Origin of the sequence: Streptomyces sp. NBC_00690 (assembly GCF_036226685.1) — a bacterium.
In the GTDB taxonomy this organism is placed as follows: domain Bacteria; phylum Actinomycetota; class Actinomycetes; order Streptomycetales; family Streptomycetaceae; genus Streptomyces.
The window spans coordinates 1,757,920-1,783,275 of sequence record NZ_CP109009.1 but is presented as its reverse complement, the minus strand read 5'-3'; the positions used below and the strand labels follow the sequence as shown (position 1 = coordinate 1,783,275).

Below are 25,356 nucleotides of genomic sequence, written 5' to 3'. Positions count from 1 at the left end.
CGGCGAACCGGCCACCTCGCGGCCCTAGGGGATCGATGACTGATTATGGCCGGGGCCCCGGCTCCGAACCGTGGCATCCCGATGACCCTTTGTACGGTGATCAGGGATGGGAAGGCCAGGCCGGAACCGGCCAGGATTTTTCCAGCGGTCAGCCGCCGCAGCAGTACGCGCAGCAGCCACAGCACCAGGACTACGGTGCGCAGGCCCAGTACCAGCAGCAGTACGGCGAGCAGGGCTACGAAGGCCAACAGCCCTATGACGGGCAGCAGTTCGACGGCCAGGGCGCTGCACAGCAGTACGGCGGCGGTTGGGACACCAGCCAGCAGACCGCGATGCCCTACGGCGGCAGTCCGGCCGACGGCTACGGCGGTACGCCCTCCGGCTACGACGGTCAGCAGCATGCCGATCAGTACGCCACGGCCGATGCGTACCCCCCGCCGCAGCCTCCCTCCCACCGCCGCGACCCCGACCCCGAGCCCACTGCCGGCGCGGGGCAGTGGGATGCAGAGGCCCCCGAGGAGGAGAAGCACCCGTTCTTCACCGGTGAGGAGAGCGACGACACCGACGGGTACGACGACGAGCCCGGCTCGCGCCGCAGACGTGGTGGCGGGGGCGACGACGGTGGTGAGCGCCGCGGCAAGGGCAAGAAGAAGGGCCGCAACGGCTGTGCCTGTCTCGTCGTCTCCCTCGTTCTGTTCGGCGGCCTCGGCGGTGTCAGCTACTTCGGCTACCAGTTCTGGCAGGGCAAGTTCGGCGCCCCGGCGGACTTCGCCGGCGCGGGCAGCGGCAGCACCCAGATCGAGGTGCCGCCGGGAGCCGGACTCGCGGAGATCGGCAACATCCTGAAGAAGGCCGGGGTCGTCAAGAGTTCCGGTGCGTTCGTCTCCGCAGCGCAGGGCAAGAGCGTCGAGGCGGGCGTCTACACCCTGCCCAAGGAGATGTCGGGCGCGAACGCGGTCGAGGCGATGCTCGACCCGAAGAGCCGCAACAACCTGATCGTCCCCCCCGGCAAGCGGAACGTCTGGGTATATGCGGAGATCGACAAGCGTCTGGAGCTCAAGGAGGGCACAACGGCCGCGGCTGCCAAGACGCAGCTGAAGTCGCTGAACCTGCCCTCCTGGGTCACCGAGGCCAAGGGCCTCCAGGACCCGCTGGAAGGCTTCCTCTTCCCGGCGACCTATCCGATCGCCAAGGGGACGAAGCCGGAGTCCGTCCTCAAGAAGATGGTCGCCGAGGCGAACAAGGAGTACGGCAGGACCGACCTCGCGGCCGAGGCGTCCAGGCTGGGTCTGAAGTCGCCGCTCGAACTGATCACCGTGGCGAGCCTGGTGCAGGCCGAGGGCAAGTACAAGCACGACTTCGACAAGGTGTCCCGGGTGGTCTACAACCGCCTGAAGGAGAGCAACGTCGAGACGGTGGGCCGGCTGGAGTTCGACTCGACGGTCAACTACATCAAGAGTCAGAGCAGGCTCGACATCGGCTCCGTCGACAAACTGCGCGAGTTGAAGGATCCGTACAACACCTACTACATCAAGGGTCTGCCGCCCGGCCCCATCGGGAACCCGGGGCAGGACGCCCTGGCGTCAGCGCTCAAACCGACCCCAGGCCCCTGGTACTACTTCGTCTCCATCACCGAGGAGGAGACCCTCTTCGCGGAGACGAACCGGGAGCACGAGCGCAATCGGCAGAAGTACCTGGAGCAGCAGAAGAAGTCGGACCAGTGAGCAGTACCAACAGGCGGGCGGCGGTCCTCGGATCGCCCATCGCCCACTCCCTCTCCCCGGTGCTGCACCGGGCGGCCTATGCGGAACTGGGCCTCGACCACTGGTCGTACGACAGGTTCGAGGTCGACGAGGCCGCGCTGCCGGGCTTCCTGGCCGGGCTCGGGAGCTCCTGGGCCGGGCTGTCGCTGACCATGCCGTTGAAGCGGGCGATCCTTCCGCTCCTCGACGAGATCAGTGAGACCGCGGCCTCGGTGGAGGCCGTCAACACGGTCGTCTTCACCGACGACGGGCGCAAGGTCGGGGACAACACCGATGTCCCCGGCATGATCGCCGCCCTGCGCGAGCGGGGGGTGGACACCGTGGAGTCGGCGGCGGTCCTCGGGGCCGGTGCGACGGCGTCATCGGCGCTCGCCGCACTGGCGAGGATCTGCACCGGTCCGGTCACCGCCTACGTCCGTAGCGAGGGCAGGGCCGCCGAGATGCGGGAGTGGGGCGCACGCCTCGGCGTCGACATACGCACCGCCGGCTGGGAGCAGGCCGCACAGGCCCTACGGGCGCCGCTGGTCATCGCCACCACCCCGGCCGGGACCACCGACGCACTCGCGGCTGCCGTGCCCGAACAGCCGGCCACGCTCTTCGACGTGCTGTACGAGCCGTGGCCCACCGAACTCGCGGCGGCCTGGTCGGCGCGTGGCGGGGCCGTCGTCGGCGGGCTGGACCTCCTCGTCCATCAAGCCGTCCTCCAGGTGGAGCAGATGACCGGCCGCAAGGGCCCCTTGCAGGCCATGCGGAATGCGGGCGAACAGGCGCTCGAAAATCGCTAAGATCCTCCACATTCTGTAGATCTCGGGGTGTGGGGGACGTTTGATGCATACGGATGAACTGGGGCAGCCGCAGGCGGGGATCGCCGGCAAGATCTTCGACGGGGTCGTGGCGTTCCTGCCGGACTGGCTGGAGATCCCCCTCCTCTGTCTGGTCCTGCTGTTCTTCGTCGTCCGGTGGGTCCTCTGGGCCAAGAAGAAGATCGAACAACGACGTGCCGCCCGCGGCGGACCCCCCGTTCTCAGCGCGCCGGGCTCCCAGGGCAGCGGCGCCGACCACCTCGGCGCCTACGCGCCGCAGCAGCCGCAACCCGGCTCCTCCGGCGCGGACTTCCTCGGCGCGTACGCGCCGCAGCAGACCCCGCAGCCCGCCCGGGCCGAACCCAGCGGCGCCGACTTCCTCGGCGCGTACGCACCTCAGCAGGACGGCCGTTCCGAGCGGCGCTGACGAGCGCCGCAGAGGATGGGCCAGGCGCCTAGACCGATCGGCCGGTACGACATCCGGACCGGCCGATCGCTCGCTCATGCGTCCGATTGCTGGACCGTCGCGGGGCCACCTCCGTGAACGTGGGAGGATCGGAGGTGGCGGGCCAGGGCCGCGCACCCGGCCGCGCCCTTCGCAGTTCCAGGCGCGAGCAAGAGGAGCACCGTTGAGCAGGTTGCGTTGGCTGACGGCCGGCGAGTCCCACGGACCCGCACTGGTGGCGACGCTGGAGGGTCTTCCCGCCGGTGTGCCGGTCACGACCGAGTTGGTGGCCGACCACCTCGCCAGGCGGCGGCTCGGCTATGGCCGCGGCGCGCGGATGAAGTTCGAGCAGGACGCGGTGACCTTCATCGGCGGCGTACGCCACGGTCTGACCATGGGGTCCCCGGTGGCGATCCTGGTGGGCAACAGCGAGTGGCCCAAGTGGGAGAAGGTCATGGCGGCCGATCCGGTCGACCCGGACGAGTTGGCCTCCCTCGCCCGCAACGCCCCCCTCACCCGCCCCCGACCCGGCCACGCCGACCTTGCGGGCATGCAGAAGTACGGACTCGAAGACGCACGGCCGATCCTGGAGCGCGCCAGCGCCCGGGAGACTGCCGCCCGGGTCGCGCTCGGCGCGGTGGCCCGCTCCTACCTCAAGGAGGTCGCCGGGATCGAGATCGTCTCCCACGTGGTGGAGTTCGGTAAGGCCAAGGCGCCGCTCGGCGTCTACCCGGTGCCCGGCGATGTGGAGCGCCTCGACGCGGACCCGGTCCGCTGCCTGGACGCGGACGCCAGCAAGGCGATGGTGGCCGAGGTCGACCAGGCCCACAAGGACGGCGACACCCTCGGTGGAATCGTCGAGGTGCTGGCCTACGACGTACCCGTCGGCCTCGGCTCGCACGTCCACTGGGACCGACGCCTCGACGCCCGCCTCGCCAGTGCTCTGATGGGCATCCAGGCGATCAAGGGCGTGGAACTCGGCGACGGCTTCGAACTGGCCCGGGTGCCCGGCTCCCAGGCGCACGACGAGATCGTCAAGACCGACGAGGGCCTGCGTCGCACGTCGGGCCACTCGGGCGGCACCGAGGGCGGCATGTCCACCGGTGAGCTGCTGCGGGTGCGCGCCGCGATGAAGCCCATCGCGACCGTGCCCAGGGCACTGGCCACCGTCGACATCGCGACGGGCGAAGCCGCCGCCGCCCACCACCAGCGCTCCGACGTGGCCGCCGTGCCCGCCGCGGGCATCGTGGCCGAAGCGATGGTCGCGCTGGTCCTCGCCGACGCGGTCGCGGAGAAGTTCGGCGGCGACAGTGTGGCGGAGACCCGCCGCAACGTCCGCGGCTACCTCGACAGCATGAGCATCCGTTGAGCAGCGCACCCACGGCGGGCGGCCCGCTGATCGTCCTGGTCGGGCCCATGGGCTCGGGCAAGTCCACGGTCGGCGAGCTGCTCGCGCAGCGGCTCCAGGTGGCCTACAGGGACACCGACGGCGACATCGTCGACGTCGAGGGCCGGGAGGTCGCCGACATCTTCGTCGACGCCGGCGAGCCGTACTTCCGCGAACTCGAACGCGCCGCCGTACGCGAGGCGGTTGCCACGCACACCGGAGTGCTCGCACTCGGCGGTGGTGCAGTCCTCGACGACGGCACCCGGGAACTGCTCGCCGAACTGCCCGTCGTCTATCTCTCCCTCGACGTGGAGGAGGCGGTGCGCCGCGTCGGCCTCAACCAGGCCAGGCCGCTGCTCGCCGTCAATCCGCGCCGGCAGTGGCGGGAGCTGATGGACGCTCGTCGCCATCTGTACACCGAGGTGGCCCGCGTGGTCGTGGCCACCGACGAACGCACCCCCGAAGAGGTCGCCCAGGCGGTCCTCGACGCTTTGGAGCTGAAGGACGCATGACCGATCAGTCAGTGACCCGTATCCAGGTCGGCGGTTCGGCGGGCTCCGATCCCTACGAGGTGTTGGTGGGCCGCCAGCTGCTCGACGAGCTGCCCGGACTGATCGGACCGGCCGGTGGAGCCGCGGGGACGCGACGGGTGGCCGTGCTGCACCCGGAGGCGCTCGCCGACACGGGGGAGGCCATCCGAGAGGACCTGGCCGCCCAGGGCTACGAGGCGATCGCCATCCAGGTGCCCAACGCTGAGGAAGCGAAGACCGTCGAGGTCGCCGCGTACTGCTGGAAGGCCCTCGGCCAGTCCGGGTTCACCCGCAGCGACGTCATCGTCGGCGTCGGCGGCGGCGCGACCACGGACCTCGCTGGTTTCGTCGCGGCGAGTTGGCTGCGCGGCGTGCGGTGGATCGCGCTGCCGACCACGGTCCTCGGCATGGTGGACGCGGCGGTCGGCGGCAAGACCGGGATCAACACCGCCGAGGGCAAGAACCTCGTGGGCGCCTTCCACCCGCCGGCCGGTGTGCTCTGCGATCTGGCCGCGCTGGACTCGCTGCCCGTGCACGACTACGTCAGCGGGCTGGCCGAGGTCATCAAGGCCGGGTTCATCGCCGACCCCGGGATCCTGGACCTGATCGAAGCCGACCCGCAGGCGGCCCGTACGCCCACCGGGAAGCACACGGCCGAGCTGATCGAGCGCTCCATCCGGGTCAAGGCGGACGTCGTCTCCGGCGATCTCAAGGAGTCCGGTCGCCGCGAGATCCTCAACTACGGGCACACCCTCGCCCACGCCATCGAGAAGAACGAGCGGTACCAGTGGCGGCACGGGGCGGCCGTCTCGGTCGGCATGGTCTTCGCCGCCGAACTGGGGCGCCTCGCCGGCCGTCTCGACGACGCCACAGCCGATCGCCACCGGGCCGTGCTGGAGTCCGTCGGACTGCCCCTGACCTACCGCGCGGACCAGTGGCCACGGCTCCTTGAGACCATGAAGGTGGACAAGAAGTCCCGCGGCAGCCTGCTCCGGTTCATCGTGCTCGACGGCCTGGCCAAGCCCACCGTCCTGGAGGGCCCGGACCCGGCCGTACTGCTCGCCGCCTACGGGGAGGTCTCCGGGTGAGTCGTCGCGTGCTGGTCCTCAACGGTCCCAATCTCGGGCGCCTCGGCTCCCGGGAGCCCGATGTGTACGGCGCCACCTCCTACGCCGGCCTGGTGGAGACCTGTGGGGCGTTCGGCAAGGAGTTGGGCTTCGACGTCGACGTACGGGAGACCAACGACGAGGGGGAGATGATCCGCTGGCTCCACGAAGCGGCGGACGAATCCCTTCCGGTGGTGTTGAACCCCGGGGCCTTCACGCACTACTCGTACGGGATGCGCGATGCGGCGGCGCAGCGCACCGCGCCGCTGATCGAGGTGCACATCTCCAACCCGCACGCCCGTGAGGTGTTTCGTCACACCTCGGTGGTCGCGGCGGTGGCCAGTGGGACGATCGCAGGCTTCGGGATCGGCTCCTACCGGCTGGCACTTCGCGCCCTCGCCGAGGAACTCTCCGCCTGATCAGGGCACTTCACGGAGTCCCCGGCCGTTGTTCCCGAGACGGCCGGGGTACCGTTCGTTGGCACGGCAGCATGGGCGCTGTCCGACCAGCGTCAGTCAGACGAGACGGAGTGGCACCGGATGCACTACGCAGTGGGAGGTCCGCTGCCGCCGCCCCCTCCGGGGCGTGGACCGCAGGCACCGAGCGCTTCGGGCGGGCAGCCGCCCGCTGCTCCCGCGCCAGGCCCTTATCCAGGCGCCTATCCCGGGGCACCTGTGCCTCCACCGGGCCCGCCACCGCCCGTGGGGCCACCACCTCCGCACGGCCCACCGCCACCACCGACCGCCCCTGGGCACCCCGTGCCCGGTGCCCAGCACCCGGGCCAGGGCCGGCCCGCGCCCGGCTGGGCTGCGCCACCGCCACCGAGGACTGCACAGCCCGAGGTCACGGGTCACGTCTCCCTGCCACCAGGCGGCCCGGTCGACCTGCCCGTCCCACCCACCGCCGAGACGGGAACGGGAGCGGCGACGCTCGCCGTCCTGCTGATCGGGCCCGCCGGCGCGGGCAAGACGACCGTCGCGCGCCACTGGGCCACCCGACGGCGGGTGCCCACCGCGCACATCAGCCTGGACGATGTGCGGGAGTGGGTCTGTTCCGGCTTCGCCGACCCCCAGTCCGGGTGGAACGACCACTCCGAGGCGCAGTACCGACTGGCCCGTCGCACCTGCGGCTTCGCCGCCCGGAACTTCCTGGCCAACGGCATCTCCTGCATCCTCGACGACGCCGTCTTCCCGGACCGCCCGGTGGTGGGACTGGGCGGCTGGAAGCGCCATGTGGGTCCGGGACTGCTGCCGGTGGTCCTCCTGCCCGGCCTGGAGATCGTCCTGGAGCGGAACGCCGAGCGCAGGGGCAACCGTCGGTTGTCGGACGAGGAGGTGGCGAGCATCCACGGCCGGATGGCGGGGTGGTACGGCTCGGGCCTGCCGATCATCGACAACTCCACCTACGACGTGGAGACCACGGCCCGCGTGCTGGACGAGGTACTCGCCAGGGCCATAGCCAGCCCGCCCAACTGGTAGTCGTCGGCCGTACTCACCGTGCGGTCGAAGGGCCCGGACGCCTGGGAGGATCCGGCGGCGGGTCGCCCCCCCCGCGGTGCCCGGACCCCGGTCGGACGCACTGGCCGGGCCGTCTCGGCGGCCCGGTCGTACGCTCGGAACATGGCAGAGGCGTCTGGGATGCACGAGGTCCGGCGTAACCGGCTGCGCGAGCGCTGTGGGGCCAGCGGCAACAGCGGCGCCCTCATCTCCCGACCCACCAATGTGCGCTACCTCGCGGGTGCCACGCCCCCCGGTGCCGTGCTCCTCGTCGGACCCACCGAAGACGTCCTCCTGTGCCCCCGCACCCCCGCTGACGCAGGGGACAACAGGGTCGACGAACAGCTCAGACTCACCGTCCTGCCTGCGTCCGGAGGGGATCTCACGGTGGCAGCCGCCGAGCTGGCCCGCGGCGCCCGGATCGAGACCCTCGCCGTCGAGGAACACCACCTCACCGTCGCCCGGCACCGGGCCATCGGTGCAGCGGCACCTCGGCTGCACCTGGCCGACCTGGGGATGGCCGTCGAGCAGCAGCGGATGGTGAAGGACGAGGAGGAGATCGCCTCCTTGCGCATCGCCGCCGAGATCACCGACCAGGCGTTGGGCGAACTGTTGGAGTCCATCCTGGTGGGTCGTACCGAACGCCATCTCGCCCTGGAGCTGGAGCGCCGTCTCATCGACCACGGCGCTGACGGTGCGGCGTTCCCCACGTCCGTCGCCACCGGACCGAACTCCGGGCGCCGTGGGCACCGCCCCACGGACCGACGGGTCGAGGAGGGTGATTTCCTCTCCGTCTGCGTCGGTGCCGACTACCGTGGCTATCGCTGTGAGATCGGTCGTACGTTTGTCATCGGCACCTCTCCCGCGGACTGGCAGATCGAACTGTATGACCTGGTCTTCGCCGCTCAGAGGGGGGCCAGAGAGGCCCTGACGCCCGGTGCGGCGTGCCGCGACGTGGATCGGGCCGCACGGCAGATCCTGGCCGCCGCAGGCCATGGAGAGGGCCTCGCACCCCTGACCGGGCACGGTGTGGGGCTCGAAATCGACGAGGACCCGCAGTTGACTCCTGATGCCATGGGTAAACTGGACGCTTGCGTGCCGGTCACCGTCGAACCGGGGGTCCACCTCCCGGGCCGGGGCGGCGTCCGGATCGATGACACGCTCGTCGTACGCCAGGAGGCGGACGGCGGACCCGAGCTACTCACCATCACGACCAAGGAGCTGCTCGCGCTCTAGCGCGCGCCTCGCGGTCGTCCACCAGCGTCAGTCCAGGAGATTCCGCAACCGTGGCTTCCACGAACGACCTCAAGAACGGCATGGTGCTCAAGCTCGACAACGGCCAGCTCTGGTCCGTCGTCGAGTTCCAGCACGTCAAGCCCGGCAAGGGCCCGGCCTTTGTGCGCACCAAGCTCAAGAACGTGCTGTCCGGCAAGATCGTCGACAAGACGTTCAACGCCGGCGTGAAGGTCGAGACGGCCACCGTCGACCGCCGCGATATGCAGTTCTCGTACATGGATGGCGACTACTTCGTCTTCATGGACATGCAGACCTACGACCAGCTGCACGTCGCGCGCGCCGCCGTCGGTGACGCTGCGAACTTCCTGATCGAGGGCTTTGAGGCCACCGTCGCCACGCACGAGGGCGAGGTGCTCTACGTGGAGCTGCCGGCCGCCGTCGAGCTGGTCATCCAGGAGACCGAGCCCGGTGTCCAGGGCGACCGTTCCACGGGCGGCACCAAGCCGGCCACGTTGGTGACCGGCTACACCGTCCAGGTCCCGCTGTTCATCACCACCGGTGAGAAGATCAAGGTCGACACCCGCTCCGGCGACTACCTCAGCCGGGTGAACAGCTAACCGTGGCCGCCCGCAACAAGGCCCGCAAGCGCGCCTTCCAGATCCTTTTCGAGGCCGACCAGCGCGGGGCGTCCGTGCAAACGGTCCTCGCCGACTGGATTCGGCACGCGCGGACCGACACCCGGCAGCCACCGGTCACCGAGTACACGATGGAACTGGTCGAGGGGTACGCGGAGTACGCGGACCGGATCGACGAGCTCATCGCCACCTACTCCGTGGACTGGGAACTGGATCGGATGCCGGTCGTCGACCGGAACATCATTCGTCTCGGCGCCTATGAACTGGTGTGGGTGGACGGGACACCCGATGCGGTGGTCATCGACGAGGCGGTGGAGCTCGCCAAGGAGTTCTCCACGGATGAGTCCCCGTCGTTCGTGAACGGCCTGCTGGGTCGGTTCAAGGAGCTCAAGCCGAATCTGCGCCGCGACTGACCGCGGCCGGACACCGGTTGTCCCGGGCCCGGGACGGATAGCTGCAAAGCCTTCCGTCCCGGGCCCGACGCATGGGCCGAGGGTGGCCGGAAAACGTCTCAGGGTGCATCCGCGGTCTACGGATGCACCCTGAGATGTGACGTTTCTCCTCGGAGGCTGCGGCCCCCTCGGGAGCCTGGGAAGCCCGGCAGCCGGCTCAGCTGTCCTCGTGACTGACCGCGCGGCGTGCGTCCGCGTCCAACACGCCCCAGCTGATCAGCTGCTCGGTGAGGACCGACGGGGACTGGTCGTAGATGACGGCCAGGGTGCGCAGGTCGTCCTGTCGGATGGAGAGGACCTTGCCGTTGTAGTCGCCGCGCTGGGACTGGATCGTGGCGGCGTAGCGCTGGAGCGGACCGGCCTTCTCCTGCGGCACGTGGGCGAGCCGCTCCAGGTCCAGCACCAGCTTCGGCGGCGGCTCGGCGGCACCGCCGGGCGTGGTCCCGGGAAGCAGCTCCTGCACCGGGACGCCGTAGAAGTCAGCCAGCTCGGCCAGGCGCTGCACGGTCACGGCGCGGTCGCCACGCTCGTACGAACCGACGACCACGGCCTTCCAGCGGCCCTGGGACTTCTCTTCCACGCCGTGGAGGGACAGGCCCTGCTGGGTGCGGATGGCACGGAGCTTGGCCCCGAGCTGCTTTGCGTATTCGCTGGACATATAGCTCCCCGGACGAAGTCTGGTAACTCACTGTGAGGTTACGCAGCGTTACTTGGATGCGTCAAGCCGAATGGGTCCGGACCGGTCTGTTGTCATGATCGGGACCGACCTGGTCCCAGGGTCCCCTATACCGGCTCGCCCCGCGCCTCCGGGGCTGCCTTCCGGGGGTTGGCAGCCCGCTGACCGGGTACCCGCAGGGCCCTGATACCGTGGGTAGCGCAATTTCGACGTCCTTTAAGGTCCGTCCCGTGAGGCGGAGAAGGAGGTCCGTTTCGTATGGACACGCAAGACACGCACGACGCACGCGACACATCCAGCAAGCACGGCACCGATGCCGCGCGGCCCGTTCTTGAGGCCCCCGACATCGCGCGGGTACTGACCCGTATCGCCCACGAGATCGTCGAACGCGCCAAGGGCGCCGACGACGTCGTCCTGCTCGGCATCCCCACCCGCGGTGTCTTCCTCGCCCGCCGGCTGGCCGAGAAGCTCGAAGAGATCACCGGTCGTACGATCCCCGTCGGCTCCCTCGACATCACCATGTACCGGGACGATCTGCGGCTGCGGCCCGCCCGCGCGCTCGCCCGCACCGACATCCCCGCCGACGGCATCGACGGCCGGCTCGTCGTGCTCGTCGACGACGTGCTGTTCTCCGGTCGCACCATTCGCGCCGCACTCGACGCCCTCGGGGACATCGGCCGGCCACGCGCCGTCCAGCTCGCCGTCCTCGTCGACCGCGGCCACCGAGAGCTCCCGATCCGCGCCGACTACGTGGGCAAGAACCTCCCCACGTCGCTGCGCGAGACCGTCAAGGTCCAGCTGGCCGAAGAGGACGGTCGCGACACCGTGCTGCTCGGACTGCGGGAGACCGCCCCCCTCGCCGGACCGTAGTCCCACGTCCACGAACCCCGTCGAGCTCCGCACCCCACCGACACCGACCGGTGGGGTCGCACACCCGCACGTCCAGCAGCGCCGAGGGCCTGCGGGGTCCAGGCACCGCGGGTGACCCCCGCGAGCACCCGCACCCACCGCCGACACACCGGAGCACAGATGAAGCATCACCTCATCTCGGCCGCCGACCTCACCCGCGATGACGCCGTCCTCCTCCTCGACACCGCCGAGGAGATGGCCCGGGTCGCCGATCGGCCGATCAAGAAGCTGCCCACCCTGCGCGGCCGTACCGTCGTCAACCTCTTCTTCGAGGACTCGACCCGGACCCGCATCTCCTTCGAAGCCGCCGCGAAGCGACTCTCCGCCGACGTGATCAACTTCTCCGCCAAGGGCTCGTCGGTCTCCAAGGGCGAATCCCTGAAGGACACCGCACTGACCCTGGAGGCGATGGGCGCGGACGCCGTGGTCATCCGCCACCACGCCTCCGGCGCCCCTTACCGGTTGGCGAACTCCGGCTGGATCGACGGCGCAGTCGTCAACGCGGGCGACGGCACCCACGAGCACCCGACCCAGGCCCTGCTGGACGCGTTCACCATGCGCCGACGGCTGGTCGGTCGGGACATCGGACTCGGTCAGGACCTCTCCGGCCGCCGCATCACGATCGTGGGCGACGTCCTGCACAGCCGGGTCGCCCGCTCCAACGTGCTGCTGCTGAACACCCTGGGCGCGGAAGTCACCCTGGTCGCCCCGCCGACCCTGGTGCCCGTCGGCGTCGAGAGCTGGCCCTGCGAGATCAGCTACGACCTCGACCGGGTGCTCCCCAAGTCCGACGCCGTGATGATGCTGAGGGTGCAGCGGGAGCGGATGAACGCAGCCTTCTTCCCCACCGAGCGCGAGTACGCGCGCCGCTACGGCCTCAACGGCGAGCGCATGGCCCGCATGCCCGAACACTCCATCGTGATGCACCCCGGCCCGATGAACCGCGGCATGGAGATCACCGCGGAGGTCGCCGACTCCGATCGCTGCACCGCGGTCGAACAGGTCGCCAACGGCGTGTCCATCCGGATGGCCGTCCTTTATCTGCTGCTCGGCGGCGTCGAGCCCGCCGTCACCCACTCGCGTATCGAGGAGACCAAGTAAAGATGAGCAAGATCCTTATTCGCGGTGCGAAGGTGCTCGGCGGCGAGTCGCAGGACGTGCTGATCGACGGCGAGACCATCGCCGAGGTCGCCGACTCGATCGAAGCCGGCGATGCGACCGTCATCGAAGCGGAAGGCCGCGTCCTGCTCCCCGGCCTCGTGGACCTCCACACCCATCTGCGGGAGCCCGGCCGCGAGGACTCCGAGACGGTTCTCACCGGCACCCGCGCGGCGGCCATCGGCGGCTTCACCGCCGTCCACGCCATGGCCAACACGTTCCCCGTCGCCGACACCGCAGGCGTGGTCGAGCAGGTCTACCGGCTCGGCAAGGAGTCCGGCTACTGCGACGTACAGCCCGTCGGCGCGGTCACCGTGGGCCTGGAGGGCAAGCAGCTCGCCGAGCTCGGGGCCATGCACGACTCCGCAGCCGGGGTGAAGGTCTTCTCCGACGACGGCAAGTGCGTCGACGACGCCGTGATCATGCGGCGCGCCCTGGAGTACGTGAAGGCGTTCGACGGAGTCATCGCCCAGCACGCCCAGGAGCCCCGACTCACCGAGGGCGCCCAGATGAACGAGGGCGTCGTCTCCGCCGAACTCGGACTCGGCGGCTGGCCCGCCGTCGCCGAGGAGTCGATCATCGCCCGCGACGTCCTCCTCGCCGCCCATGTCGGCTCGCGCGTCCACATCTGCCATCTGTCGACGGCAGGCTCCGTCGACATCGTCCGCTGGGCCAAGTCCAAGGGCTGGGACGTCACCGCCGAGGTCACCCCGCACCACCTGCTCCTCACCGATGAGCTGGTGCGCACCTACGACCCCGTCTACAAGGTGAACCCGCCGCTGCGCACCCAGGCCGACGTACTGGCGCTGCGCGAGGCGCTGGCCGACGGCACCATCGACTGCGTCGCCACCGACCACGCCCCGCACCCGCACGAGGACAAGGACTGCGAGTGGGGCGCGGCGGCCATGGGCATGGTCGGCCTGGAGACCGCACTGTCCGTCGTCCAGGAGACGATGGTCGAGACGGGACTGCTGGACTGGGCGGCGGTCGCCGACCGGATGTCCTTCCGCCCCGCGGTGATCGGACGCCTTCAGGGCCACGGCCGTCCCATCTCGGCTGGCGAGCCCGCGAACCTCACCCTCGTCGATCCGGCATACCGTGGGACGGTGGACCCCGCGGGCTTCGCCTCCCGCAGCCGCAACACCCCCTACCAGGGCCGTGAGCTGCCGGGACGCGTCACCCACACCTTCCTGCGGGGCCGGGCAACGGTCGTCGACGGGAAACTCGCGTGACATCAATCACCACCATCGCAGCCGGTATCGGCATCGCCGCGGAGAAGAAGTCCGCGGAGGTGACCGACTGGGCGGCCCGCATCGGCTGGGTCGTGGGACTGCTGGTCTTCATCGCCCTCGTCTACTGGCTGATGCGCCAGGGCTGGAAGTGGCGCGGGAGTCTCCAGTCGGGGCTGCCGCCGCTGCACACCGCGCCGGCGCAGCAGGGCCCCGCCCAGCTAGAGCTCACCGGTCGCTACCACGGCTCCACCACCGCAGGCCAGTGGCTGGACCGGATCGTCGCCCACGGCCTCGGTGTTCGCAGCCGGGGCGAGCTCACCCTGACCGATGCGGGGCTGACCGTGCTCCGACCGGGGGCCAGCGACTTCTTCGTCCCCCGCGAAGCGCTGCGCGAGGCCCGTCTGGACAAGGGCATCGCGGGCAAGGTCCTCACCGAGGGCGGGCTGCTCGTCATCACCTGGATGCACGGCGACACCCTGATCGACTCCGGTTTCCGCTCCGAGCGGGCGGCCGAACACAACGAGTGGGTCACCACCCTGAACCACCTGATCAAAACGACGGAAGGCGCACGATGACCACCTCCACCAGGGGAGCCGCCCAAGCTCCCGCCGTACTCGTCCTGGAGGACGGCCGCACCTTCCGCGGCCGTGCCTACGGGGCCGTGGGGGAGACCTTCGGCGAGGCGGTCTTCAACACCGGGATGACCGGCTACCAGGAGACCCTGACGGACCCCTCGTACCACCGTCAGGTCGTCGTCATGACCGCGCCGCACATCGGCAACACCGGTGTCAACGACGAGGACGACGAGTCGAAGCGGATCTGGGTCGCCGGCTATGTCGTGCGCGACCCCGCCCGCGTCCCGTCGAACTGGCGCTCCCGGCGCACCCTTGACGAGGAGCTCACCACCCAGGGTGTCGTCGGCATCAGCGGCATCGACACCCGCGCCCTCACCCGCCATCTGCGCGAGCGCGGTGCCATGCGGGTCGGCATCTTCTCCGGCGGTGCGATCGCCGATGACGCCACCCTCCTCTCCCGGGTACAGGAATCGCCCCAGATGACCGGCGCGAACCTCTCCGCGGAGGTCGCCACCGCCGAGAGCTATGTGGTCCCGGCGATCGGCACCAAGCGCTTCACCGTCGCCGCGCTCGACCTCGGCATCAAGGGCATGACCCCGCACCGGATGGCCGAACGCGGCATCGAGGTGCACGTCCTGCCCGCCACCGCCACCGCCGAGGAGGTGTACGCCCTCCAGCCCGACGGTGTGTTCCTCTCCAACGGCCCCGGCGACCCCGCCACCGCGGACCTCACCGTCATCAAGGCCGTCCTCGCGCGCAAGACCCCGCTGTTCGGCATCTGCTTCGGAAACCAGCTCCTGGGCCGTGCACTCGGCTTCGGCACCTACAAGCTGAAGTACGGCCACCGCGGCATCAACCAGCCGGTGCAGGACCGTTCCACCGGCAAGGTCGAGGTCACCGCCCACAACCACGGATTCGCCGTCGACGCCCCGCTCGACAAGGTCTCCGACACCCCCTACGGCCGTGCCGAGGTCTCCCACGTATGTCTCAATGACAACGTGGTGGAAGGTCTCCGGCTGCTCGACCAGCCCGCCTTCAGCGTCCAGTACCACCCCGAAGCAGCCGCGGGCCCGCACGACGCCGCGTACCTGTTCGACCGCTTCGTATCCCTGATGGAGGGCCAGCGTGCCTAAGCGCACCGACATCCAGTCCGTCCTGGTCATCGGCTCTGGCCCGATCGTCATCGGACAGGCCGCCGAGTTCGACTACTCCGGCACCCAAGCCTGTCGCGTCCTCAAGTCCGAGGGCCTGCGGGTCATCCTCGTCAACTCCAACCCGGCCACGATCATGACCGACCCGGAGATCGCCGACGCCACCTATGTGGAGCCGATCACCCCCGAGTTCGTCGAGAAGATCATCGCCAAGGAGCGCCCCGACGCGCTCCTGCCCACCCTCGGTGGTCAGACCGCGCTCAACACCGCGATCTCCATGCACGAGCAGGGCGTTCTGGAGAAGTACGGCGTCGAACTGATCGGCGCCAATGTCGAGGCCATCCACAAGGGCGAGGACCGCGACCTCTTCAAGGGCGTCGTCGACGCGGTGCGGCAGAAGATCGGCCACGGCGAGTCCGCCCGGTCCGTCATCTGCCACTCCATGGACGACGTCATCAAGGGCGTCGACACCCTCGGCGGCTACCCCGTCGTCGTGCGCCCCTCTTTCACCATGGGCGGCGCCGGCTCCGGCTTCGCTCACAATGAGGAAGAACTGCGCCGGATCGCCGGCCAGGGGCTGACGCTCTCCCCGACCACCGAGGTCCTCCTGGAGGAGTCCATCCTCGGTTGGAAGGAGTACGAACTGGAGCTGATGCGCGACAAGCACGACAACGTCGTCGTGGTCTGCTCCATCGAGAACTTCGACCCCATGGGCGTCCACACCGGCGACTCCATCACCGTGGCACCCGCGATGACCCTCACCGACCGCGAGTACCAGCGGTTGCGCGACATCGGCATCGCGATCATCCGCGAGGTCGGCGTGGACACCGGCGGTTGCAACATCCAGTTCGCCATCGACCCCAACGACGGTCGCATCATCGTCATCGAGATGAACCCCCGGGTCTCCCGCTCCTCCGCGCTCGCCTCCAAGGCCACCGGCTTCCCCATCGCAAAGATCGCCGCCAGGCTCGCCGTCGGCTACACGCTGGACGAGATCCCCAACGACATCACCGAGAAGACCCCGGCGTCCTTCGAGCCCACCCTCGACTACGTCGTCGTCAAGGCACCGCGCTTCGCCTTCGAGAAGTTCCCCTCCGCGGACTCCACCCTCACCACCACCATGAAGTCGGTGGGCGAGGCCATGGCGATCGGACGGAACTTCACCGAAGCGCTCCAGAAGGCCCTGCGCTCGCTGGAGAAGAAGGGCAGCCAGTTCGCCTTCGTCGGCGACCCCGGCGACAAGGACGAACTGCTGCGCGAGGCGGCGCGCCCCACTGACGGCCGTATCAACACCGTCATGCAGGCCATCCGTGCCGGCGCCACCCCGGAAGAGGTCTTCGACGCCACCAAGATCGACCCTTGGTTCGTCGACCAGCTGTTCCTGATCAAGGAGTACGCCGACGAGCTCGCCGCCGTCGAGAAGCTGGAGCCCCAGCTGCTCGCCGATGCCAAGCGCCACGGTTTCTCGGACGTCCAGATCGCGGACATCCGCGGACTGCGCGAGGACGTCGTCCGCGAGGTCCGACACGCGCTGGGCATCCGCCCGGTCTACAAGACCGTGGACACCTGCGCCGCCGAGTTCGCCGCGAAGACCCCCTACTTCTACTCCTCCTACGACGAGGAGAACGAAGTCGCCCCGCGCGAGAAGCCCGCCGTGATCATCCTCGGCTCGGGCCCCAACCGCATCGGCCAGGGCATTGAGTTCGACTACTCCTGTGTCCACGCCTCCTTCGCCCTCAGCGACGCCGGCTACGAGACCGTGATGGTCAACTGCAACCCCGAGACCGTCTCCACCGACTACGACACCTCCGACCGGCTCTACTTCGAGCCGCTCACGCTGGAGGACGTGCTGGAGATCGTGCACGCCGAGTCCCTCGCCGGACCCATCGCGGGTGTCATCGTCCAGCTCGGCGGCCAGACCCCGCTGGGTCTCGCCCAGGCCCTCAAGGACAACGGCGTCAAGGTCGTCGGCACCCCGCCCGAGGCGATCCACGCCGCAGAGGACCGCGGCGCCTTCGGCCGCGTCCTCCAGGAGGCGGGCCTCCCCGCTCCCAAGCACGGCACCGCCACCACCTTCGCCGAGGCCAAGGCCATCGCCGACGAGATCGGCTACCCCGTCCTCGTACGCCCCTCCTACGTCCTCGGCGGACGCGGCATGGAGATCGTCTACGAGCAGGCCCGGCTGGAGTCCTATATCGCCGAGTCCACCGAGATCAGCCCCACCCGGCCGGTCCTGGTCGACCGCTTCCTCGACGACGCCATCGAAATCGACGTCGACGCCCTCTACGACGGTGACGAGCTGTACCTCGGCGGAGTCATGGAGCACATCGAGGAGGCCGGCATCCACTCCGGCGACTCGGCCTGCGCCCTGCCCCCGATCACCCTCGGCGGCTTCGACATCAAGCGGCTGCGCGCCTCCACCGAGGCCATCGCCCACGGCGTCGGAGTCCGCGGACTGATCAACATCCAGTTCGCCCTGGCCGGGGACATCCTCTACGTCCTCGAAGCCAACCCCCGTGCCTCCCGGACCGTGCCCTTCACCTCCAAGGCGACCGCCGTACCGCTGGCCAAGGCCGCCGCCCGCATCTCGCTCGGCACCACCATCGCCGAACTGCGCGCCGAGGGACTGCTGCCCGCCGAGGGCGACGGCGGCACCCTGCCGATGGACGCACCCATCTCCGTCAAGGAGGCGGTGATGCCGTGGTCGCGCTTCCGCGACATCCACGGTCGGGGCGTCGACACCATCCTCGGCCCGGAGATGCGCTCCACCGGCGAGGTCATGGGCATCGACACCGTCTTCGGCACCGCCTATGCCAAGTCCCAGGCCGGCGCCTACGGACCGCTGCCCACCAAGGGCCGCGCCTTCATCTCCGTCGCCAACCGCGACAAGCGCTCGATGATCTTCCCGGCGCGTGAACTCGTCGCCCACGGGTTCGAGCTGCTGGCCACATCCGGCACCGCCGAGGTCCTCAAGCGCAACGGCATCAACGCGACCGTCGTCCGCAAGCAGAGCGAGGGCGAAGGCCCGAACGGCGAGCGGACCATCGTCCAACTGATCCACGACGGCGAAGTGGACCTCATCGTCAACACCCCGTACGGAACCGGTGGCCGACTCGACGGCTACGACATCCGCACGGCCGCGGTGGCGCGTTCGGTGCCCTGCCTCACCACGGTGCAGGCGCTCGCCGCCGCCGTCCAGGGCATCGACGCGCTGGGCCGCGGGGACGTGGGCGTCCGTTCCCTCCAGGAACACGCAGAGCATCTGACCGCCGCCCGAGCCTAGTCGCGGAACAGGGGGACACCGATCAACACGGTGTCCCCCTCTCCATGAGGACCCCCATGTACAAGCTGCTCTTCAACCTCGTCTTTCGGTGGATGGACCCGGAGAAGGCCCATCACCTGGCCTTCCGCTGGATCAGGCTCGCCGCGGCCACACCGGTCCTGCGCACCTACCTCACGGCCGTCCTCGCCCCCCGCTACAAGGAGCTGCGCACCGAGGCCCTCGGGCTGCGGATGCACGGCCCCTTCGGCCTCGCGGCGGGCTTCGACAAGAACGCCGTGGCCATCGACGGCATGGCCATGCTCGGCTTCGACCACATCGAGATCGGCACGGTCACCGGACTGGCCCAGCCCGGCAACCCCAAGAAGCGCCTCTTCCGGCTGTTGTCCGACCGGGCGCTGATCAACCGCATGGGCTTCAACAACGAGGGCTCGGCCGCGGTCGCCCAGCGACTCGCCGAGCGACGTCCCGTCTTCAAGCCCGTCGTCGGCGTCAACATCGGCAAGACCAAGGTCGTCCCCGAGTCCGAAGCGGTCGACGACTACGTCACATCGGCCGAGCGGCTGGCCCGTCACGCCGACTACCTCGTGGTGAACGTCTCCTCGCCCAACACGCCGGGGCTGCGCAACCTCCAGGCGACCGAGGCGCTGCGCCCGTTGCTCAGCGCGGTGCGCGAGGCCGCCGACCGCACGGTCACCGACCGTCGGGTTCCACTGCTGGTGAAGATCGCCCCGGACCTCGCCGACGAGGACGTGGACGCCGTCGCCGACCTCGCGGTCGAACTCGGCCTCGACGGGATCATCGCCACCAACACCACCATCTCGCGCGACGGGCTGCGCTCCGCCGCCGAACTGACCGCCGAGACCGGCGGACTCTCCGGAGCCCCTCTCAAGGAGCGCTCCCTTGAGGTCCTGCGCCGGCTGTACGAGCGGGTCGGCGACCGGGTCACCCTGGTTGGCGTGGGAGGCATCGAGAACGCCGAGGACGCTTGGCAGCGCATCCTCGCCGGCGCCACCCTCGTCCAGGGCTACAGCGCGTTCATCTACGAGGGCCCCTTCTGGAGCCGCTCCATCCACAAGGGACTGGCCGCCCGCCTGGCCGCCAGTCCCCACGCCAGCCTCGCCGAAGCCGTCGGCGCCGACACCCGTGACCGCGCCGCCCGGAAGCAGGCCGCCGCATGACCCCCTTCGGTACGCGTCTTCGTACGGCCATGGACACCCGTGGCCCCCTGTGCGTCGGCATCGACCCCCACACCTCGCTCCTCAAGGACTGGGGTCTCGACGACGATGTCGCGGGCCTGGAGCGCTTCACCCGCACGGCCGTGGAGGCGCTGGCCGACCGGGTCGCCGTCCTCAAGCCCCAGTCGGCCTTCTTCGAGCGGTTCGGCTCCCGCGGCATCGCCGTGCTGGAGAAGGCGGTCGAGGAGGCGCGGTCCGCGGGCGCCCTGGTGCTGATGGACGCCAAGCGCGGTGACATCGGGTCCACCATGAACGCCTACGCACAGACGTTCCTCACTCCGGACTCCCCGCTGTTCTCGGATGCGCTCACCGTGTCCCCGTACCTGGGCTTCGGCTCGCTCCGGCCAGCGCTGGACGCTGCCGCCGCCTCCGGCGCGGGTGTCTTCGTACTCGCGCTGACCTCCAACCCGGAGGGCGCGGAGGTCCAGCGCGCCACCGCCGCCGACGGCCGTTCCCTCGCTCAGTTGATGCTGGACCGGATGGCCGCGGAGAACGCCGACGCCCGGCCGCTGGGCTCGGTCGGCGCCGTCGTCGGTGCGACCCTGGCCGACGCCGGTGTGGACCTGGCGATCAACGGGCCGCTGCTCGCCCCCGGCATCGGAGCGCAGGGTGCAACCCCCGCCGACCTGCCCCGGGTCTTCGGGGACGCCGTGGGCAACGTCCTGCCGAGCGTCAGCCGAGGCGTACTTCGGTACGGACCGGACATCGCGGCGCTGCGGTCCGCCGCGGAGCGCTTCGTCGACGAGACACGGGTGGCGATCGGGGCGTGATGTCCCCTTCGTGCACTATCGCGCATCGGGGTCAGTCGCCCGCCCGGACGGTCGGGGGAACCGCGTGGCGTCGCCTTGACGGAATCTTGGCGTAAATACTGCTCGTTATGTCGCAAAAGTCCTGGTCGGTTGATGCTGACCAGGACTTTTCGCTTGTTCTCGCTGACGAGAGCGGTGTTGGCCGCTAGTCTCCGTCGAAGAGCGAACGTGCAACTCCGTTGCTCGTCGCTCGCCTGGTGTGGGGCTATGAGGTTCCTCACCGGTCCGTATCCGACAGTTCGACATCCGAGGTGACGTAGGCGTGGCTCTTCCGCCCCTTACCCCTGAACAGCGCGCAGCCGCGCTCGAAAAGGCCGCCGCGGCTCGCCGGGAGCGGGCCGAGGTCAAGAATCGACTCAAGCACTCCGGTGCCTCGCTCCAAGAGGTCATCAAGCAGGGTCAGGAGAACGACGTCATCGGCAAGATGAAGGTCTCCGCCCTCCTTGAGTCCCTGCCCGGCGTGGGCAAGGTCCGCGCCAAGCAGATCATGGAGCGACTGGGCATCTCCGAGAGCCGCCGGGTTCGCGGTCTCGGGTCCAATCAGATCGCGTCCCTGGAGCGCGAGTTCGGCGGCAAGCCCGCCTGACGTTCCCGGGCACTCCTGGGAAGCTGGATAATCGCTGCATGGCAGCAGAGGTACGTCCGCGGTTGACCGTGCTCTCCGGCCCTTCAGGGGTCGGCAAGAGCACGGTCGTCGCGCATATGCGCAAGGTCCACCCCGAGGTCTGGCTCTCGGTGTCGGCCACCACCAGAAAGCCGCGCCCTGGCGAGCGTCACGGCGTGCAGTATTTCTTCGTCAACGACGACGAGTTCGACAAGTTGATCGCCAATGGCGAGCTGCTGGAGTGGGCCGAATTCGCCGGCAACCGCTACGGCACACCGCGTCAGGCGGTACTCCAGCGATTGGAGTCCGGCGAGCCCGTGCTGCTGGAGATCGATCTCCAGGGGGCCCGTCAGGTCAAGGAATCCATGACGGATTCGCAACTGGTCTTCCTTGCCCCGCCCAGCTGGGACGAGCTCGTGCGGCGGTTGACGGGCCGGGGCACCGAATCCCCTGAGGTCATCGCGCGCCGACTGGATGCGGCTCGTATCGAACTGGCTGCCGAGTCCGAGTTCGACACCACCCTGGTCAACACCTCCGTCGAGGACGTGGCGCGTGAGCTGCTAGCCTTGCTCAAGGTGTCCGCTGGAGAGTGATCTTTGGCTGTGGAGTCCTTATCCGACTCTTCATGACTCCATCTGGCTCTTCCTGAGTCATGGAGTCGTCTTCGGCCACGGGGAGTGATCCCCCGACTGCACCACCCGGTTTTTTCCCATCTTTCGGAAGGTAGAGCGTGTCCTCTTCCATTACTGCGCCCGAGGGCATCATCAACCCGCCGATCGACGAGCTGCTTGAGGCCACGGACTCGAAGTACAGCCTCGTGATCTACGCGGCCAAGCGTGCCCGTCAGATCAACGCCTACTACTCCCAGCTGGGAGAGGGCCTGCTGGAGTACGTCGGTCCGCTCGTCGACACTCACGTCCACGAGAAGCCGCTCTCGATCGCCCTGCGTGAGATCAACGCGGGTCTGCTGACCTCCGAGGCCATCGACGGCCCGGCCCAGTAGGGCTGTATCGGAACATCGTCAGAGCACGTTCACCACAGGCCCGGCGGCGCGTCCGTCGGGCCTGTGGTGTGTCATAGGGCGTGCAGGGGAGTACGGGCGACGTGCGGGGAGACGCAGTGGAGAAGCCGAAGATCGTTCTGGGGGTCAGTGGAGGCATCGCCGCCTACAAGGCGTGCGAGCTGCTGCGGAGGCTGACGGAGTCGGGTCATGACGTCAGGGTCGTGCCGACCGCCGCGGCCCTGGAGTTCGTGGGCGCCCCCACCTGGTCCGCCCTTTCGGGGCACCCCGTCTCGACGGAGGTGTGGTCCGATGTGCACGAGGTCGCCCATGTGCGGATCGGGCAGGGCGCCGACCTCGTCGTGGTCGCACCGGCCACGGCCGATCTCCTCGCCAAGGCGGCCCATGGACTGGCCGGGGACCTCCTCACCAACACCTTGCTGACCGCGCGCTGTCCCGTCGTCTTCGCGCCGGCCATGCACACGGAGATGTGGGAGCACCCGGCAACCCAGGAGAACGTCGCCACCCTGCGCAGGCGCGGAGCCGTGGTCATTGAGCCCGCGGTCGGCCGACTGACCGGTGTGGACACCGGGAAGGGGCGGCTGCCGGACCCGGGAGAGATCTTCGAAGTCTGTCGTCGGGTTCTGGCCCGGGGCGTGGGCAAACGGGATCTGGCCGGCCGTCATGTGGTGATCAGCGCCGGTGGCACCCGCGAGCCCCTGGACCCGGTCCGTTTCCTGGGGAATCGTTCCTCCGGGAAGCAGGGCTACGCCCTCGCCCGTACCGCGGTGGCCCGGGGTGCGCGGGTGACACTCATCGCCGCCAACACCTCGATGGCGGATCCCGCGGGTGCGGATGTGGTCCGAGTGGGCACCGCCGTGCAGTTGCGGGAGGCCGTGATCAAGGCCGCGGCGGACGCGGACGCCGTGGTGATGGCCGCAGCCGTGGCCGACTTCCGCCCTGCCGAGTACGCCTCCGGCAAGATCAAGAAGAAGGACGGGGCCGACCCGGAGCCCGTGGCGCTGGTACGCAACCCCGATGTGCTCGCCGAGATCTCCGCCGAACGGCTCCGGGCCGATCAGGTGATCGTGGGCTTCGCCGCAGAGACCGACGACGTCCTGGCCAACGGCCGTGAGAAGCTCCGCCGCAAGGGTTGTGACCTGCTGGTCGTCAATGAGGTCGGCGAACGCAAGACATTCGGCTCGGAGGAGAACGAGGCCGTGGTGCTGGCGGCCGACGGCGGTGAGACGCCCGTGCCGCACGGACCCAAGGAAGCCCTCGCGGACATCGTCTGGGATCTGGTGGCGCCGCGGATTCGGTGATGAACCCCGCTTGTCCGAACTAGTGGAGGAAATCACACGAAGGGCGGCATACCGTCGATCGATTTCGGCCTATTGTCCTGCCCGAAACCTTCCAGCCGCAGGTGAGCGACTTCCCGCCAGACTCCCACGGAGCGAGACGGGTGGTCCGCTGGCGGAGGGTCACGGATAAACTGGTCATGGAACGTCGCGGGGCGCAGCCCCCTGCCGGTCCGCCAATGATCAGCCAGCAGCCGCTGCAACCCCAGGGAGCGATGTGTCCCGCCGTCTCTTCACTTCGGAGTCTGTGACCGAAGGTCACCCCGATAAGATCGCCGATCAGATCAGCGACACCATTCTCGACGCCCTGCTGACGGAGGACCCGGCTTCTCGCGTCGCCGTCGAGACTCTGATCACCACCGGCCTGGTGCACGTCGCCGGCGAGGTGACCACCAAGGCGTACGCCGACATTCCCACGCTCGTGCGCAACAAGATCCTGGACATCGGCTACGACTCGTCCAAGAAGGGGTTCGACGGCGCTTCCTGCGGCGTTTCGGTCTCCATCGGCGCGCAGTCGCCCGACATCGCCCAGGGTGTCGACACCGCCTATGAGAAGCGCGTCCAGGGTGCCTCGACGGATGCCGGGGACGACCTCGACAAGCAGGGCGCGGGCGACCAGGGCCTGATGTTCGGGTACGCCTGCGACGAGACGCCCGAGTTGATGCCGCTGCCGATCCACCTCGCGCACCGGCTTTCGCGCCGGCTGTCTGAGGTCCGCAAGAACGGCACCATCCCCTACCTGCGTCCGGACGGCAAGACCCAGGTCACCATCGAGTACGACGGTGACAAGGCGGTCCGTCTCGACACGGTGGTCGTGTCCTCCCAGCACGCCTCGGACATCGACCTGGACTCCCTGCTCGCACCTGACATCCGCGAGTTCGTGGTGGAGCACGTGCTCAAGCAGCTCGTCGAGGACGGCATCAAGCTGGACACCGACGGCTACCGCCTGTTGGTCAACCCGACCGGTCGCTTCGAGATCGGCGGCCCGATGGGCGACGCCGGTCTGACCGGCCGCAAAATCATCATCGACACCTACGGCGGCATGGCCCGCCACGGCGGTGGGGCCTTCTCGGGCAAGGACCCCTCCAAGGTGGACCGCTCGGCTGCCTACGCCACCCGGTGGGTCGCCAAGAACGTCGTCGCCGCCGGTCTCGCCGCGCGCTGCGAGGTCCAGGTGGCGTACGCCATCGGCAAGGCCGAGCCGGTCGGTCTGTTCGTGGAGACCTTCGGCACGGCCACGGTGGAGGTCGACAAGATCGAGCGGGCCATCAGCGAGGTCTTCGACCTGAGGCCCGCTGCGATCATCCGCGATCTGGACCTGCTCCGTCCGATCTACGCCCAGACCGCCGCCTACGGCCACTTCGGTCGTGAGCTGCCCGACTTCACCTGGGAGCGCACCGACCGCGTGGACGCCCTGCGCACGGCTGCCGGTCTCTAGGGCGTGCTCTAGCCGGCTTCTCGCTCCACTGCACGATCCGAAGTCCCGGTCGCCCCTCTCGGGGTGGCCGGGACT

The 25,356-nt window shown here is 69.3% G+C and carries 25 protein-coding genes; 24 read left to right on the top strand and 1 reads right to left on the bottom strand.

Annotated elements, in window-relative coordinates; genetic code table 11:
- Positions 1-35 precede the first annotated feature (35 nt).
- The 11 genes from mltG (at position 36) to nusB (ending at position 9,814) form a co-directional block, all read left to right on the top strand.
- Positions 36-1,724, top strand: a complete 1,689-nt coding sequence (mltG, locus tag OID54_RS07790; protein WP_329015899.1) for an endolytic transglycosylase MltG — start codon at positions 36-38, stop codon at positions 1,722-1,724.
- Entirely contained in the window at positions 1,721-2,548 is an 828-nt protein-coding gene (locus OID54_RS07785; protein WP_329015896.1) for a shikimate dehydrogenase, read from the top strand. The genes mltG and OID54_RS07785 overlap by 4 nt, the downstream gene beginning before the upstream one ends.
- Positions 2,549-2,591: 43 nt before the next feature.
- Positions 2,592-2,993 (top strand): hypothetical protein, encoded by a 402-nt coding sequence (locus OID54_RS07780; protein ID WP_329015893.1) that lies wholly within the window; start codon positions 2,592-2,594, stop codon positions 2,991-2,993.
- Positions 2,994-3,195: 202 nt separating this feature from the next.
- Positions 3,196-4,380: a chorismate synthase gene (aroC, locus tag OID54_RS07775; RefSeq protein ID WP_329015890.1), complete on the top strand. Its 1,185-nt coding sequence runs from the start codon at positions 3,196-3,198 to the stop codon at positions 4,378-4,380.
- Positions 4,381-4,427: 47 nt separating this feature from the next.
- On the top strand, positions 4,428-4,910 hold the full coding sequence (locus OID54_RS07770; protein ID WP_329027326.1) for a shikimate kinase: 483 nt from the start codon (positions 4,428-4,430) through the stop codon (positions 4,908-4,910).
- A complete protein-coding gene (aroB, locus tag OID54_RS07765; RefSeq protein ID WP_329015887.1) occupies positions 4,907-6,016 on the top strand; it encodes a 3-dehydroquinate synthase in 1,110 nt (369 codons plus the stop codon). The genes OID54_RS07770 and aroB overlap by 4 nt, the downstream gene beginning before the upstream one ends.
- On the top strand, positions 6,013-6,453 hold the full coding sequence (gene aroQ / locus OID54_RS07760; RefSeq protein WP_329015884.1) for a type II 3-dehydroquinate dehydratase: 441 nt from the start codon (positions 6,013-6,015) through the stop codon (positions 6,451-6,453). The genes aroB and aroQ overlap by 4 nt, the downstream gene beginning before the upstream one ends.
- A 120-nt stretch (positions 6,454-6,573) precedes the next feature.
- A complete protein-coding gene (locus tag OID54_RS07755) occupies positions 6,574-7,512 on the top strand; it encodes an AAA family ATPase (protein ID WP_329015881.1) in 939 nt (312 codons plus the stop codon).
- 159 nt (positions 7,513-7,671) lie between these two features.
- On the top strand, positions 7,672-8,766 hold the full coding sequence (locus tag OID54_RS07750; RefSeq protein ID WP_329027324.1) for an aminopeptidase P family protein: 1,095 nt from the start codon (positions 7,672-7,674) through the stop codon (positions 8,764-8,766).
- A 50-nt stretch (positions 8,767-8,816) separates the two neighbouring features.
- Entirely contained in the window at positions 8,817-9,383 is a 567-nt protein-coding gene (efp, locus tag OID54_RS07745) for an elongation factor P (protein WP_329015879.1), read from the top strand.
- Between the two features lie 2 nt (positions 9,384-9,385).
- On the top strand, positions 9,386-9,814 hold the full coding sequence (gene nusB, locus OID54_RS07740; RefSeq protein WP_329015876.1) for a transcription antitermination factor NusB: 429 nt from the start codon (positions 9,386-9,388) through the stop codon (positions 9,812-9,814).
- A gap of 196 nt (positions 9,815-10,010) precedes the next feature.
- On the opposite strand, the gene bldD is transcribed toward nusB, so the two are convergent.
- Positions 10,011-10,511: a transcriptional regulator BldD gene (gene bldD / locus OID54_RS07735; RefSeq protein WP_250923799.1), complete on the bottom strand. Its 501-nt coding sequence runs from the start codon at positions 10,509-10,511 to the stop codon at positions 10,011-10,013.
- A 276-nt stretch (positions 10,512-10,787) separates the two neighbouring features.
- Between bldD and pyrR the strand changes: the two genes are divergently transcribed.
- The 13 genes from pyrR to metK all read left to right on the top strand — a co-directional run bounded on the left by pyrR (position 10,788) and on the right by metK (position 25,281).
- The gene (gene pyrR / locus OID54_RS07730) at positions 10,788-11,399 is read left to right on the top strand and encodes a bifunctional pyr operon transcriptional regulator/uracil phosphoribosyltransferase PyrR (RefSeq protein WP_329015874.1); all 612 of its coding nucleotides are present in this window, start codon (positions 10,788-10,790) and stop codon (positions 11,397-11,399) included.
- 159 nt (positions 11,400-11,558) lie between these two features.
- Entirely contained in the window at positions 11,559-12,539 is a 981-nt protein-coding gene (locus tag OID54_RS07725) for an aspartate carbamoyltransferase catalytic subunit (protein ID WP_329015872.1), read from the top strand.
- A 2-nt stretch (positions 12,540-12,541) separates the two neighbouring features.
- Positions 12,542-13,828 carry a dihydroorotase gene (locus OID54_RS07720; RefSeq protein WP_329015870.1) on the top strand — a complete coding sequence of 429 codons (1,287 nt, stop codon included), beginning with the start codon at positions 12,542-12,544 and terminating at the stop codon, positions 13,826-13,828.
- Complete coding sequence (locus tag OID54_RS07715; RefSeq protein WP_329015867.1) at positions 13,825-14,403, top strand: PH-like domain-containing protein; 579 nt, start codon at positions 13,825-13,827, stop codon at positions 14,401-14,403. Before OID54_RS07720 ends, OID54_RS07715 begins: the two co-directional genes overlap by 4 nt.
- Positions 14,400-15,536, top strand: coding sequence for a glutamine-hydrolyzing carbamoyl-phosphate synthase small subunit (gene carA / locus OID54_RS07710; RefSeq protein ID WP_329015858.1), 1,137 nt, complete (start codon positions 14,400-14,402; stop codon positions 15,534-15,536). The genes OID54_RS07715 and carA overlap by 4 nt, the downstream gene beginning before the upstream one ends.
- Entirely contained in the window at positions 15,529-18,837 is a 3,309-nt protein-coding gene (gene carB, locus OID54_RS07705; RefSeq protein ID WP_329015854.1) for a carbamoyl-phosphate synthase large subunit, read from the top strand. The genes carA and carB overlap by 8 nt, the downstream gene beginning before the upstream one ends.
- A gap of 56 nt (positions 18,838-18,893) precedes the next feature.
- Positions 18,894-20,015: a quinone-dependent dihydroorotate dehydrogenase gene (locus OID54_RS07700; protein ID WP_329027322.1), complete on the top strand. Its 1,122-nt coding sequence runs from the start codon at positions 18,894-18,896 to the stop codon at positions 20,013-20,015.
- Entirely contained in the window at positions 20,012-20,842 is an 831-nt protein-coding gene (gene pyrF / locus OID54_RS07695; protein WP_329015849.1) for an orotidine-5'-phosphate decarboxylase, read from the top strand. Before OID54_RS07700 ends, pyrF begins: the two co-directional genes overlap by 4 nt.
- Before the next feature lie 301 nt (positions 20,843-21,143).
- Positions 21,144-21,467, top strand: a complete 324-nt coding sequence (locus OID54_RS07690; RefSeq protein WP_329015847.1) for an integration host factor — start codon at positions 21,144-21,146, stop codon at positions 21,465-21,467.
- A gap of 38 nt (positions 21,468-21,505) precedes the next feature.
- Positions 21,506-22,078, top strand: coding sequence for a guanylate kinase (gene gmk / locus OID54_RS07685; RefSeq protein ID WP_329015844.1), 573 nt, complete (start codon positions 21,506-21,508; stop codon positions 22,076-22,078).
- A gap of 137 nt (positions 22,079-22,215) precedes the next feature.
- A complete protein-coding gene (gene rpoZ / locus OID54_RS07680) occupies positions 22,216-22,488 on the top strand; it encodes a DNA-directed RNA polymerase subunit omega (RefSeq protein ID WP_329015842.1) in 273 nt (90 codons plus the stop codon).
- Positions 22,489-22,589: 101 nt separating this feature from the next.
- Positions 22,590-23,807 (top strand): bifunctional phosphopantothenoylcysteine decarboxylase/phosphopantothenate--cysteine ligase CoaBC, encoded by a 1,218-nt coding sequence (gene coaBC, locus OID54_RS07675; protein ID WP_329015839.1) that lies wholly within the window; start codon positions 22,590-22,592, stop codon positions 23,805-23,807.
- A gap of 253 nt (positions 23,808-24,060) precedes the next feature.
- Entirely contained in the window at positions 24,061-25,281 is a 1,221-nt protein-coding gene (gene metK, locus OID54_RS07670; RefSeq protein WP_329015836.1) for a methionine adenosyltransferase, read from the top strand.
- Positions 25,282-25,356 lie beyond the last annotated feature (75 nt).